This window comes from Pseudomonas juntendi (assembly GCF_021560075.1).
In the GTDB taxonomy this organism is placed as follows: Bacteria; Pseudomonadota; Gammaproteobacteria; order Pseudomonadales; family Pseudomonadaceae; genus Aquipseudomonas; species Aquipseudomonas juntendi.
The window spans coordinates 2600551-2612888 of sequence record NZ_CP091088.1; the positions used below are offsets into that span (position 1 = coordinate 2600551).

Consider the following 12338-nt stretch of genomic DNA (forward strand, 5'->3'; position numbering starts at 1 on the left):
CTCCGCCAATGTATTAGTGATGGGCGGAGTGTGAGTGTCTTGCGCGAGAGGCACGAATCGAACGGGCCGAAATGTATTATCACGCTGAATGATAGGTGGGGATCAGCGGGTGGTGAATCGAGGGTGCGGGCCTGCACCCGAAGCCGGTGCCAGGGCCCGCTGCCACGGGCTTAGCGTTGGCTGCCGCCAGCGCCGCCTGCGTCGGCACCACCGGTCCCTTCGGACCCTGTTCCGTCCATGCCTGGCAAGTCACGATTGTCGTTCTGCTGGGCGGGCGGGCTGTCCGGGTCATTGCCCTTGATGCGCGGGTCGGTATCGCGCGGCATGGGTTTTTCGATCGGGTTGAGGGTGCTGTCCACGCCGGGCTGGGGCGCGTTGTTGTGCGGGTCGTCGGGGTAGGTCGGGCCAGTGCCGGCGGCAAGCGCCAGTGGCGAGGCGAGCAGGGCAATCAGCAGCACGCTTGAGCAGTTCATGGCAGTCTCCATTGCGTGGGGTGGGGCGTACTCCTTTTCGGCCCCACCCGTGGCGCTAACGTGCCATTACTCTGTTCATTCTTCCGATCAGCGGTTACACCACCAGCGACAACAACATGATGAAGATGATGCCGACGATGGAAAGAATCGTCTCCATCATGCTCCAGGTCTTGAAGGTTTCGGCCACGGTCATGTTGAAGTACTGCTTCACCAGCCAGAAGCCGGCGTCGTTCACATGCGACAGGATCAGCGACCCGGCGCCGGTGGCCAGCACCAGCAACTCACGGTTCACGCCCGGTACCAGGTCGATCACCGGTGCCACGATACCCGCGCCGGTGATGGTCGCGACGGTGGCCGAACCGGTGGCGATACGGATCACCGCCGCCACCAGCCAGGCCAGCAGGATCGGCGAAATTTCCGCTTGCACGGCCATTTGCCCGATCACGTTGCCCACCCCGGTGTCCACCAGCATCTGCTTGAAACCGCCGCCAGCACCGACGATCAGCACGATCGCAGCGGTTGGCGCCAGGCTCTGGTCGAGCATTTTCATGATTTGCTGGCGGTTGAAACCGCGGGCCGAGCCGAAGGTGTAGAAGGCCAGCAGCAAGGCAGCGAGCAGGGCGGTGATCGGGTGGCCGATCAGGTCCATCCACTGGCGCACAATGTGCTCGGCAGGCAGCACCACGTCGGCGAAGGTTTTCAGCAGCATCAAGGCCACCGGCAGCAGCACGGTGATAAGGGTGATGCTGAAGCTCGGCAGGTTGCCCTGGTCGGACTCCTTGGCGATCTGGTCCATCAGCTCCTGCGACGGGTTGCCGGGAATGTAGCGGGAGATGAAGTTACCGAACAGCGGGCCGGCGATGATGGCGGTAGGCAGCGCCACGATCAGGCCGTAGAAAATGGTCTTGCCGATGTCGGCGTGGAAGATGCCGATCGCCAGCAACGGGCCCGGGTGCGGCGGTACCAGGCCGTGCACGACCGACAGGCCGGCCAGCAGTGGAATGCCGATTTTCACCAGTGAAACCCCGGAGCGCCGGGCCACGATGAACACCAGTGGAATCAGCAGCACGAAGCCGATTTCGAAGAACAGCGGAATGCCCACCAGGAAAGCGGCGAACATCATGGCCCAGTGCACGTTCTTCTTGCCGAAGGCGCGAATGAGGGTTTGCGCGATCTGGTCGGCGCCGCCGGAGTCGGCCATCAGTTTGCCAAGCATGGTGCCCAGGGCGAGCACGATGCCGACAAAGCCCAGCACACCGCCAAAGCCGTCCTGGAACGACTTCATGACCTTGGCCACCGGCATGCCGGAGGTCAGGCCCAGAAAGCCGGCCGCCAGGGTAAGGGCGACGAAGGGGTGAACCTTGAAGTGGGTGATCAGCAGGATCAGCCCGACGATCGTCACGAGCGCGTCGAGCAACAGGAAGGTATCAGTAGCCAGTCCGAACATGGTTTTAAGGCCTCGGTCTTATCGTTGTTTTGGGCGTAGCGTTGTGGGAACTTTTCGCGCTTTCGCGGGGTCGGGTAGCGCTGTCTTTGGTGAGCCGGGAAACCGCTGGGTCAGGCGGTCTGCGCCAGGCCCTGCTCACCGCGGCTCTTTAGCCAGCGGTCTACCGCTTCGGCCAGGGCTTCGATGGGCTGGGTAGCGTCCAGGGCCAGGGTCAGGGGCTCGCCACGGGGCGATTCCAGGGCGGCGAACTGGCTGTCGATCAGGCTGGCCGGCATGAAATGCCCAGGGCGTGCCAGCACGCGCTTTTCGGCTTCGGCAGGCGACAGTTCGAGGAAAACGAACACCAGCCCAGGCATGGCCTGGCGCAGGGTTTCGCGGTAGCGGCGTTTAAGCGCCGAGCAGGTCAGGATCGGGCGTTCGCCGGCCTGGCTGATGGTTTGCAACTCTTCGCCCAGGCGCACCAGCCAGCCGGCGCGGTCGGCGTCGTCCAGGGGGATGCCCGCGCTCATCTTGCGGATGTTTTCGGCAGGGTGGAAAGCGTCGCCTTCGATCAGGCGACCGCCGCTTCGGGCAGCGATGGCAGCACCGATGCAGCTTTTGCCGCAACCGGCCACGCCCATCACCACGATGGCGGACAGGGGAGAATTCATCAGTACCTCCTGCGGGGTGAGGTAGCGCTGTCTCGTCGCTGACGAACAGCCACCTCCCCGGTGTTATTGGTCTTGTCCTTACGCAGTATGGACGCCTGGCAGCACGCGTGTAGCGGCAGCTACCAAAGATTACATTGCCTGCATCCTGAGACAGCGCTACCTTAGTGGCCGTTCCCCATCCTTGCAAGTAGTAAAATTACAACATCCATGTCCCGCACCGGCTCCCGTACCACAGGTCGTCCTACCCTGGCTGAAGTCGCCAGGCTTTCCGGGGTTTCCCCGATCACCGCTTCGCGCGCGCTGCGCGGCGTGAGCACGGTCGCGCCAGAGCTGGCCGCAAAGGTCATGGCTGCCGCCGCCAGCCTGGGCTACGTGGCCAACCCTGCGGCCCGGGCGTTGGCTTCGGCGCGCAGCCAGTCTGTCGTGGTACTGATCCCGTCGCTGTCCAACCAGCTGTTCATCGATACCCTGGAGGCCATCCACGACGTCATGCGCCCGCGTGGGCTCGAGGTGCTGATCGGCAACTATCACTATGACCTGGCCGAAGAAGAGAACCTGATCCGCAATTACCTGGCCTATCAGCCCTGCGGCATGTTGCTGACCGGGTTCGAGCGCAGCGATGCGGCCCGCCAGATGCTGGCCGCCAGCGGCGTACCCTGCGTGCACATGATGGAGCTCAAGGGCGAGCCGGGGGCGGTATCGGTCGGTTTTTCCCAGGAACAGGCGGGGCGGGCTGCCGCGCGGCACCTGCTCGAGCGCGGGCGCAAGCGCCTGGCATTCATAGCCGCGCAACTCGACCCGCGGGTGATGCAGCGGGCCGAGGGTTTCCGCCAGGCCCTGGCCGAGGCGGGCCTGCACGCTGCAGAACTGGAAGTGTTGGCCCCGGAGCCTTCTTCGATTGCCTTGGGCAGCACACTGTTCAGCCGCCTGATGCAGCAGGCCCCGGATGTGGACGGCATCTTCTTCTGCAACGACGACCTGGCCCAGGGCGCTGTCTTGCAGGCGTTGCGCCAAGGTGTGGAGGTGCCTCGCCAGGTGGCCATGGTGGGCTTCAACGACCTGCCGGCTTCGGCGCACATGGTGCCGCGCCTCACGTCTATCCGTACCCCGCGGGCTGCCGTCGGTCGGGGCGCGGCCCAGGCCCTGCTCGCGTTGCTGGACGGCAAACGGGTGGCCAGTGCCCAACAGGACCTGGGTTTTGAGCTGATGGTGCGGGAAAGTACCTGATTCGCTTCCCTGTGCAATGGCGTTGACCACGCCCTGGCGGCCTGCCGGCGTAACAGAAATGGAGTAATCACAAAGCGATGGCACTGTGCTTGCACCGCGCATACGGCCATCTATGCTCATGAAACCGCGCATAAAGGAGGCCCGGCGTCATGTTCGATTTCCATCGCAAATCCGATTTGGTCGAGATCCAGCGCAGCCATCAGGCATTGGCCGACGCACAGGCCAAACTGGCTGCCATCAGTCGCTCCATGGCAATGATCGAATTCGCCCCGGATGGCACCATTCTCGACGCCAACGACCGCTTCTGCCAAGCCATGGGTTACAGCGCTGAAGAGCTGCGCGGCAAGCACCACCGGCTGTTCTGCGCGCCGGACTATGCCCAGAGCGCCGAGTACCAGCAGTTGTGGCATGAGCTCGGTCAGGGCAAGGCCATCAGCGGGACGTTCGAGCGCGTCGACAAGGCCGGCCGTGAAGTCTGGCTGGAGGCCAGCTACATGCCCGTGCTGGATGCCCAGCGCCAGGTCAGCAGCGTGATCAAGGTGGCGTCCGACATCAGTCAGCGCGTCGCCCTTGAGCATGAAAGCGAAAGCCTGCTGAAGGCGATCAGCCGCGCCATGGCGGTGATCGAGTTCACCCCGCAAGGGCGGGTGATCAAGGCCAACCAGAATTTCCTGGACACCATGGGTTACCGGCTCGACGAGGTGGTAGGCCGCCACCATGGCCTGTTCTGCCTGCCGCACGAGCGTGAGTCGGCCGAGTACCGCCAGTTCTGGGCCTCGCTGAACCGTGGCGAATACCACTCGCACCGCTTCGAGCGGGTGAACAAGCAAGGCCAGACGGTGTACCTGGAAGCCTCCTACAACCCGATCTTCGACAGCAAGGGCCGCCTGTACAAGGTGGTCAAGTTCGCCAGCGACATCACCCACCAGGTCTGTACCCAGCAAAGTGCCGCCGATGCGGCCCATGCCAGTTCTGTGCAGACCGATGCCTGCGCGCGCAAAGGCACCGAAGTGGTTCAGCAGACCGTGCAGGTGATCGAGCAGATTTCCGTGGAGCTCAACGACGCAGCGCGGAGCATCGATGCGGTGAGCAAACAGTCGGATGTGATCGGGCAGATTGTGCTGACCATTCGTGGTATCGCCGACCAGACCAACTTGCTGGCGCTGAATGCGGCCATCGAAGCCGCCCGTGCCGGCGAACACGGGCGCGGTTTTGCCGTGGTCGCCGATGAGGTGCGCAACCTGGCCGCGCGCACCAGCAAGGCTACCCTGGAAATCGTCGATGTGGTGCGGCAGAACCACGACCTGTCGCTGTTGGCCGTAGCCAGCATGCAGTCAAGCCTGAACCGCACCGGCCATGGCGTGGCGCTGGCCAATGAAGCCGGCACGGTGATCATGGAGATTCAGCAAGGCTCAAGGCACGTGGTCGATGCCATCAGCCAGATCAGTTCGACGCTGCAATTGCATTGAGCGCAGCACGCATATCGTCCAGCAGGGCCTGCAGGCTGGCTTGCAGCCGTGCGCGCGGCTCGTCGGTCGGCGAGCCTTGCGCCTGGGCCGCTTCGATCGCTTCGCAATCCTGGACCACGGTGCGTACCCTGATCATCTTGGCACCGCCCTTGATGCGGTGGGCCAAGGCACGCAGCGCCTCTTCGGGCGCGTCCGCCGCCAGCGCATGCAGGGCCGCCAGGTCTTCACCAACGCTGATCGACAGTTGCTCGAGCAAATGCCTGGTGAGCTGCGCGTCGTCCTGAGTCAGGTGGCGTAGCTCATCCAGGTTCAAGCCGCCCGCGCGCGTTGTTGGCGCAGGTGGGCGGGCCTGGGGCAGGTGGGCTTTGAGGGCTCGCAAACCTATCGGCTTGAACAGGCAAACGTCCATCCCGCTGGCCAGGCAGCGGGTACGTTCCTCGGCCTGGGCATTGGCGGTGATGCCCAGAATCCGGCACCTGGGCAGGCTGCGCTCGGCCTCGAACTGGCGGATGCGCCGGGTGAGTTCATGGCCATCCATGACCGGCATGCTGCAATCGGTGATCACCACATCGAAGCGCCCCGCTTGCCAGCGGCCCCAGGCGACTTCACCGTTCTGCGCCAGGCTCACCTGGTGCCCAAGGGTGTGCAATTGCCGCTCCAGCAATAGCAGGTTGGCAGGGTAGTCGTCGACGATCAGCACATTCAAAGGGCCGTCGCTGTTTTCCAGTTGGGCCGGGTCCTCAGGCACGGCTGCCGGGGGCGCGCAGGTGGGCAGTTGCAGGTTCACTTGCACCCGGGTGCCGACGCCTTCGACACTTTGCAGCTTCAGCGTGCCGCCCATCAGCGCGGCAAGCGTGCGGCTGATGACCAGGCCCAAGCCTGCGCCCTGGCGGGCCCTGGGGCCGTCGGCCTGGACAAAGGCATTGAACAGGCGGGCCTGGTCGGCAGGGCTGATACCGATGCCGGTGTCGCGCACATCCAGCTCCACCGGCAACACGTCATGGCCGGCGATAACTGGCAGAAGCAGGCTGGCCTGCACCTCGCCACGGTCGGTGAACTTGATGGCGTTGCTGATCAGGTTCGACAGGATTTGCTTGAGCCGCAGCGGGTCCGCCAGCACCCAGGCCGGTTCAGCGGGCAGTTCGCCGTGCAGGTGCAGGCCCTTAGCCCGGGCGTTGCCTTCGAACACGCGCAAGGTGGCGCGCACCAGTTCGCGCAGGTCCGTGGGCACGGGTTGCAGGGTGATGTGCCCGGACTCGATGCGGGAAATATCGAGAATGTCGCCAATCAGTTCCAGCAGGCCAAGCGCTGAATCATGGGCCGTCTGCAGCGTATGGATATCGCTGCGGCCGCTACGGCAGTCCTCCAGCGCCAGTTCCAGCAAACCGATCACGGCATTCATCGGGGTGCGGATTTCATGGCTCATGGTGGCCAGGAACGTACTTTTGGTCTGGCTGGCCTGTTCAGCGTCGTCCTTGGCCTGGCGCAGTTGCTCCAGCAGCCCGCGGCTCAGTGCCAGCTGGTCCTGCAGGGCATGTTGCGCCTCGGTGCGCTGGTTGATCAGCTTGCGCAGGTAGCTGTTCCAGAACACCACGCCGGCCAGCAGCAGCGCCGACAGCACCAGCACTTGCAGGGCGAGGGTGCGGTAGTCGCGCCACGGGCTGTCGCTGACCAGGGAGCTGGTGCGCCAGCGGTTGATCAACTGCGCCAGTTCTTCAGGCGGAATGCTCAGCAGCGCCTTGTCGAGAATGGCCTGGAGCTGGGGCTGGTCGGCGGCCACGGCGAAGGCGGCCAGGGCCGGGTCTTCATCGAGCACACTGGCAATGCGCAGGCGGTCCTTGAATACATGGCTGATGTAGTACGCCGCATTGATGTGGTTGCTCAGGGCGACGTCGGCACGGCCATTGGCCACGGCTTCCATCAGGCCCAGCGGGTTGTCCACCTCGACCAGGCGGGCCTGCGGGTAGCGTTGCTGCAGCAAGGCGCGTTGCGGCGAGCCTTTGACCACCGCGATACGCTGGCCGTCCAGAGCCTTCAAAGGGGCGGGTGCGGTGATGTCGCTGCGGGTGACCAACACCCTTGGGCTGACCAGGTAAGGCCGGGTGTAGCGCAGTTGCCTGGCGCGGTCTGCGCCGTAGCCCAAGGCGCCGATCATCAGCGCATCACCTTGGTTCAGCCGCTCGACCATGTGGTAGGCCGATGTGCTTTCAACGGTCTTGAACTGCAGCCCGGTGCGCAAGCCGATCTGCTTGAGCAGATCCAGGGTGATGCCGTTGGCGTTGTCCTGGGCGTCGTTGAAGGTCAAGGGCGCCAGTGATGTGTTGATCAGCACGTTGACCACCGGGTGCTCGGCGATCCAGGTTTCCTCTTCGGCACTGAGGGCCGTCAGGTGGCGCTGCAACAACAGGCTGGTATTGCCACCGCTCCAGCGGCGCAGGATGTTCAGCCGTTCGCTTTCACTGATGCGGGCCAGTGCCTTGTCGACCAGCTGGCGCAAGTGCAGGTTGTCGCTGGACAGGGCGAACGCGAACGCTTCGGGGGCGGCCGGGGAAAAGTGGTCGATCTTCAACGTGCCCTGGAAGCTTTTGCCGATCATGAAGTCGGTACTGATGGCGTCGCCCAGGTAGGCGTCGGCCTCGCCCAGTTCGACAGCGGCCAGCCCGGCCAGGGTGGAGCGGTACAGGCTCAGTTGCGCCTTGGGGTACAGGCTGCGTACGGTATTGGCGGGCAGGTAGTGATCAACCATGGCCAGGCGCAGGCCGGCCAGGTCGGGCGTACCCTTCAGGCTGCGCCCCTCCCGGGTCACGACCACCGGCAGGTCGTCGGCATAGGGTGAGCTCAGGCTGAGGTGGGCGTCTGCTGCCTCGAAGGCGTTGGAGCTGCCCAGCAGGTCGATGCGCCCCTCATGCAGGGCAGTGATGGCCTCGTGGCGGCTGGCAAAACGGCGCACTTCGATGCCAATGCCAAGCTGCTCGCCGATCAGGCCGGCGTAATCGGCGCTCAGGCCTTCGTAGTCACGGGGGCTGCCATTGATCTCGAAGGGCGGGTAGTCCGGCCGCGAGCTGCCCAGCACCAGTTGCCGGTGCTGCTGCAGCCACTGGCGGTCTTCGGCCGAGAGCGCCAGCGGCGCGGCAGCACTGACCGAGCGCGCCAACAACTGCCGGGGTTCGCTGCTGGCCTGCAACCCGCTGGCATTGGCCAGGCCGATGATCATGAAGGCGCTCGCCAGCAGGAACTTCATGCTCGCCAGCCGCTCAGTAGACGCTATTGCGCTTGGCCAGGTCGACCATCTCGACCAGCGATTCGGTCTTGAGTTTTTCCATGATGCGGCCCCGGTAGGTGCTGATGGTCTTGGCGCTCAGGTTCATGCAGGTTCCAATGTTCTTGTTGTTTTCGCCGCGTGCCAGGCGCCGCAGCACTTCCATCTCACGGTTGGAAAGGCTGGCCAGGCGCACCGGTTCGCTCTCCAGGGAGTTGCTGTTGACCGACATCTGCGGAAACGTCGAATAGCCCTTCACCAACGCCTTGAGGGCGAACAGCAGGGCCTCGTGGTCCTCTTCCTTGGTGACGAACGCGCCGATACCGGCATCCAGGCAACGGCGCACGTACAAGTCGGTGGCCTGGCCAGTGAGCACCATGATCTTGGGGGTTGGCTCCAGGCACTGAAGGCGCTTGATGACCTCCATGCCGTCCAGGCCAGGCAGGCCGATATCCAGCACCACCACGTCCGGGCGGAGTTCACGGGCCACCTGCGCCACCTCGCTGCCATTGCCGACTTCGCCGACGACATGGAAGCGCTCACGCTCGAGCAGTAGGCGCAACGACAACCGCACGATAGGGTGGTCGTCGACGATCAGCACGGTTGTCATGGGGAAAACTCCTGTCAGGATGTGGTCCGCTTCCTGGAACACTCAGGAATACGTTTGCAAGCGGGTTAATCGGGAGCGCAGCACCATACGGCCAAACCTGACGTTTGGTAATCCCGAGTATAGAAGTGTTGAAATTTTCCGGACTACTTGTCGAAAATTCCTACAAGTAGTGGAAAAACATCACCACTGCCACAGTGGTGATGTCAGACAGGAAAGGGCGCTCAGGCGCAGCCAGAGGGGTTTCGACCCTGCGCAGGGGCAAGCCTGGACGTGCTCAGTCGCCAGGCCGATACAGGTGGGCGTGACCGGCACGGTACAAGGCGGATTCGGCGAACGGCGCATCCCCCAGTACATGGCCTACCAGGATCAGTGCCGTGCGCCGGAAGTGCTTGGCGGCGCTGCGCTCGACGATGTTGCCCAGCGTGCCGCGCACCCAGTCCTGGTCTGGCCAGGTGGCGCGGTGCACCACGGCCACCGGGCACTCGGTGCCGTAGTGGGGCAGCAACGCTTCAACGATCCGTGGCAGGTGCTTGACCCCCAGGTGAATCGCCAGGGTGCTGCCGTGGCGGGCCAGGTCGGCCAGCTGTTCCCCGGGTGGCATAGGCGAACTGTCGCCGTAGCGGGTCAGAATCACGGTCTGCGCCACTTGCGGCAGGGTCAGTTCACAGCCGAGCAGGGCCGCGCTGGCGGCCGTGGCAGTGACCCCGGGGATGATCTGGTAGTCGATACCCAGTGCCTTGAGGTGGCGGATCTGCTCGCCGATGGCGCCGTACAGGCTGGGGTCGCCGCTGTGTACCCGGGCGACATCCTGGCCGTGTTCGTGGGCGGTGCGCATCGCTGCGATGATCTGCTCCAGGTGCAGTTCGGCGCTGTTGATCACGGTACTGGCCTGGTGGCCTTCGAGCACGGCAGCGGGCACCAGCGAGCCTGCGTAGATGATCACCGGGCATTGGCGGATCAGCCGCTGGCCCTTGACCGTGATCAGTTCGGGGTCGCCGGGGCCGGCGCCGATGAAGTAGACGGTCATGCAATGTCCTTGCAAAAAAAGGGTATGGCGCGTTCAGCAGGCCAGGGCGAGTGTCGCCGGGCCGAGCACCTGGCGCTTGAGCAACAGTCGTGGGCTGCCTCGTTGCCGATCGGCCAGGGCCAGTGCGGTGCTCTCCGCCACGCCCCAACACCCGGTGTGGGCATGGGCGGCGGCGGAGCGGTGGCTGAGCAGTGGCTGGTAAGCATGCAGTTGCTGGCTATGGTACAGCACCAATGGCACACCCAGGTGCTCGGCCAGCTGCTGCAAACCCGGCTCGTCAGCCTTCAGGCTGATGCTGGCGATGCCGCGCAGGTCTGCCAGTGCCAGGCCGTGGTTGGCCAGTGCCTGGCACAACAGGGTGTGCAGGGTGGCCGCCGGGCAACCCCGGCGGCAGCCAAAACCGGCATAGAAAGTGCCCATCAGGCCTGGCTGGAACGGCGGAACAACCAGGCGCTGAGCAGGCCCAAGGCCAGCCAGAAGGCCGCATTGGTCAGCCACGAGGCCAGCTTGAACTGGGTTTCCAGGGCCTGCGGGGCCAGGCTTTGGTGAACCTCGGGCTGCGGGGCGCCGAGCACATGCGGGATCACCAGCAACGCCGCGCCCAGCACTTTCAGCAGCCCGTGGCGGGCGAACACCAACAAGGCCAGGCCGAGCGCGGTGGCGCTGGCGGTGCCGACCCACCAGGCCTGGCATTGCCCCAGGTCTGCTGCAGCGGTGCCTGGCAGTTCGGGCGGCAAGCCCAAGGTCGGGGCCAGGCAGAACACGGCGAACCCGGCCAGCCCCCACCAGGCACCGGTACTGGCGCGGGTGGGCGCGCGCAAGCTGTACAGCGCGGCGAGAACAAGGGCGAAGCCGACGGCAACCACCAGGTTGCCGCCCGTGGTGGCGAGCACTCGTTGCCAGCCATCTTCCGGCGACCAGGCCTCGGCGCTGTGTTCATGGGCAGGCACTTCACTGCCATGCTCATGGTGCGCGGCAGGTGCCGAGGACTCGTAGGTTTCCGCCTGAAGAATCAGCGGGGCCACCCAGAAGCTTTGCAGCAAGGTCAGCAGCAGGGCGGCGAGCAGCCCGCTGAAACCCGCGGTGCGGGCAATGCGCATGATCATGGGGGCGTACTCAGTGGCAGGGGAAGGCGGCGCTGTGGCGGGTGTCGTGGGCGGCGTTATGCACCGCCTCGATGTGCGAGAACCCGGCGAAGTAGACCAGGCACAGGCCCAGCAAGCTGGCACCGACGGCAATGATGACGCGCTGGCTGAGGGTAGCGGGGGTGGCAAGGCTGTGTGGCTTGGTGCTGGCGACGGGCATGACGCGTTCCTCTGCTTTTTGTGGGCAATGGGCAGGCGCGGCAGCCCCGGGCGCGGTTACCCAGGGGAATGCAACAGCGCCCGCCCACCGCGGGTTGTTCATGAACGCCAGGCCGGTCTCCGGGCTTGCGAGGAGGAGCAGGGCTCCTGGCAAGCGTCACCTTCCCATGCCGCACTACATGGCACAGTGGTACAGACGCTTCGCTCGCTTACCGTTGCGGGGGCAGCACCGGCATTGTCGGGCCCTGGTCAGGGCCTGCGACGCACCGGTTTCCCGTTTCACCCCATGAAGGGGCACCTGAACGTGAGGCGTAAGGAGAGCATGGGGCGGCCCTGGCGTCAATTACCCGGTGGGCTGCGCATGTGCCGGGGCCGGGTGGAGCAACCGTTAGCCCCGCGCGAATGCCGCCAGCTTGTCCCCGTCCAGGCGGTAGCGTACCCACTCATCCTGGGCCTCGGCGCCCAGCTTCTGATAAAAGCCGATTGCCGGCTCGTTCCAGTCCAGCACGCTCCACTCCAGGCGCCCACAGTTGTTGGCCACCGCCTCGCGGGCGATGTGCTGCAGCAACTGGCGGCCAGCCCCGTCACCGCGCTGTTCGGGGGTGATGTACAGGTCTTCCAGGTAGATGCCGTTGCGCCCCAGCCAGGTGGAATAGCTGTAGAAATACACGGCAAAGCCGATCGCCTGGCCATCGCGTTCGCAGATCAGGCTGTGCACGGTACTGCCTGCACCGAACAGGCTGTGCTCGATATCGGCCAGGGTGGCGACCACCTCGTGGCGCGCGCGCTCGTACTCGGCCAGCTCGGTGATGAAGTTGAGGATCTGCGCGGCATCGGCAGGCGCGGCAGGGCGAATGGAAAGGCTCATGAGA

11 protein-coding genes, 2 pseudogenes and 1 riboswitch are annotated in these 12338 nt (G+C 64.8%); of the genes and pseudogenes, 3 read left to right on the top strand and 10 right to left on the bottom strand.

The window, feature by feature from the left end; all coding sequences use genetic code 11:
- Positions 1 to 170: 170 nt before the first annotated feature.
- The 3 genes from L1P09_RS12090 to L1P09_RS12100 form a co-directional block, all read right to left on the bottom strand.
- Positions 171 to 473: a hypothetical protein gene (locus L1P09_RS12090; protein WP_235768895.1), complete on the bottom strand. Its 303-nt coding sequence runs from the start codon at positions 471 to 473 to the stop codon at positions 171 to 173.
- Between the two features lie 94 nt (positions 474 to 567).
- A complete protein-coding gene (locus L1P09_RS12095; RefSeq protein WP_054905444.1) occupies positions 568 to 1920 on the bottom strand; it encodes a GntP family permease in 1353 nt (450 codons plus the stop codon).
- Positions 1921 to 2030: 110 nt separating this feature from the next.
- Positions 2031 to 2570 (bottom strand): gluconokinase, encoded by a 540-nt coding sequence (locus L1P09_RS12100; protein WP_054905443.1) that lies wholly within the window; start codon positions 2568 to 2570, stop codon positions 2031 to 2033.
- 207 nt (positions 2571 to 2777) lie between these two features.
- On the opposite strand from L1P09_RS12100, the gene gntR reads away from it, so the two are divergent.
- The 3 genes and pseudogenes from gntR to L1P09_RS26350 all read left to right on the top strand — a co-directional run.
- Positions 2778 to 3797, top strand: coding sequence for an HTH-type transcriptional regulator GntR (gene gntR, locus L1P09_RS12105; protein ID WP_054905442.1), 1020 nt, complete (start codon positions 2778 to 2780; stop codon positions 3795 to 3797).
- A 149-nt stretch (positions 3798 to 3946) separates the two neighbouring features.
- Positions 3947 to 4729: pseudogene (locus L1P09_RS26345) on the top strand (PAS domain-containing protein); the annotation flags it as partial.
- Positions 4730 to 4834: 105 nt separating this feature from the next.
- Positions 4835 to 5266: pseudogene (locus tag L1P09_RS26350) on the top strand (methyl-accepting chemotaxis protein); the annotation flags it as partial.
- Here the strand turns inward: L1P09_RS26350 and L1P09_RS12115 are convergent.
- The 7 genes from L1P09_RS12115 to L1P09_RS12145 all read right to left on the bottom strand — a co-directional run bounded on the left by L1P09_RS12115 (position 5241) and on the right by L1P09_RS12145 (position 12334).
- Positions 5241 to 8507 (bottom strand): transporter substrate-binding domain-containing protein, encoded by a 3267-nt coding sequence (locus tag L1P09_RS12115; RefSeq protein ID WP_235768896.1) that lies wholly within the window; start codon positions 8505 to 8507, stop codon positions 5241 to 5243. The pseudogene L1P09_RS26350 and the gene L1P09_RS12115 sit on opposite strands and share 26 nt — an antisense overlap.
- Positions 8508 to 8520: 13 nt before the next feature.
- Complete coding sequence (locus L1P09_RS12120; RefSeq protein ID WP_009682293.1) at positions 8521 to 9135, bottom strand: response regulator transcription factor; 615 nt, start codon at positions 9133 to 9135, stop codon at positions 8521 to 8523.
- 274 nt (positions 9136 to 9409) lie between these two features.
- A complete protein-coding gene (cobM, locus tag L1P09_RS12125; RefSeq protein ID WP_029885125.1) occupies positions 9410 to 10162 on the bottom strand; it encodes a precorrin-4 C(11)-methyltransferase in 753 nt (250 codons plus the stop codon).
- A gap of 33 nt (positions 10163 to 10195) precedes the next feature.
- The gene (locus tag L1P09_RS12130) at positions 10196 to 10582 is read right to left on the bottom strand and encodes a cobalamin biosynthesis protein (protein WP_054905438.1); all 387 of its coding nucleotides are present in this window, start codon (positions 10580 to 10582) and stop codon (positions 10196 to 10198) included.
- Positions 10582 to 11268: a CbtA family protein gene (locus L1P09_RS12135; RefSeq protein WP_235768897.1), complete on the bottom strand. Its 687-nt coding sequence runs from the start codon at positions 11266 to 11268 to the stop codon at positions 10582 to 10584. The genes L1P09_RS12130 and L1P09_RS12135 overlap by 1 nt, the downstream gene beginning before the upstream one ends.
- A 10-nt stretch (positions 11269 to 11278) precedes the next feature.
- Positions 11279 to 11467, bottom strand: a complete 189-nt coding sequence (locus L1P09_RS12140) for a CbtB domain-containing protein (RefSeq protein WP_009682288.1) — start codon at positions 11465 to 11467, stop codon at positions 11279 to 11281.
- Positions 11468 to 11560: 93 nt separating this feature from the next.
- Positions 11561 to 11783: riboswitch (cobalamin riboswitch) on the bottom strand.
- Between the two features lie 71 nt (positions 11784 to 11854).
- Positions 11855 to 12334, bottom strand: coding sequence for a GNAT family N-acetyltransferase (locus L1P09_RS12145; protein ID WP_029885123.1), 480 nt, complete (start codon positions 12332 to 12334; stop codon positions 11855 to 11857).
- Positions 12335 to 12338 lie beyond the last annotated feature (4 nt).

Coding starts and splice junctions, on each gene's coding strand:
- L1P09_RS12090 (WP_235768895.1), bottom strand. CDS start 473: ATGAACTGCTCAAGCGTGCTGCTGATTGCCCTGCTCGCCTCGCCACTG.
- L1P09_RS12095 (WP_054905444.1), bottom strand. CDS start 1,920: ATGTTCGGACTGGCTACTGATACCTTCCTGTTGCTCGACGCGCTCGTG.
- L1P09_RS12100 (WP_054905443.1), bottom strand. CDS start 2,570: ATGAATTCTCCCCTGTCCGCCATCGTGGTGATGGGCGTGGCCGGTTGC.
- gntR (WP_054905442.1), top strand. CDS start 2,778: ATGTCCCGCACCGGCTCCCGTACCACAGGTCGTCCTACCCTGGCTGAA.
- L1P09_RS12115 (WP_235768896.1), bottom strand. CDS start 8,507: ATGAAGTTCCTGCTGGCGAGCGCCTTCATGATCATCGGCCTGGCCAAT.
- L1P09_RS12120 (WP_009682293.1), bottom strand. CDS start 9,135: ATGACAACCGTGCTGATCGTCGACGACCACCCTATCGTGCGGTTGTCG.
- cobM (WP_029885125.1), bottom strand. CDS start 10,162: ATGACCGTCTACTTCATCGGCGCCGGCCCCGGCGACCCCGAACTGATC.
- L1P09_RS12130 (WP_054905438.1), bottom strand. CDS start 10,582: ATGGGCACTTTCTATGCCGGTTTTGGCTGCCGCCGGGGTTGCCCGGCG.
- L1P09_RS12135 (WP_235768897.1), bottom strand. CDS start 11,268: ATGATCATGCGCATTGCCCGCACCGCGGGTTTCAGCGGGCTGCTCGCC.
- L1P09_RS12140 (WP_009682288.1), bottom strand. CDS start 11,467: ATGCCCGTCGCCAGCACCAAGCCACACAGCCTTGCCACCCCCGCTACC.
- L1P09_RS12145 (WP_029885123.1), bottom strand. CDS start 12,334: ATGAGCCTTTCCATTCGCCCTGCCGCGCCTGCCGATGCCGCGCAGATC.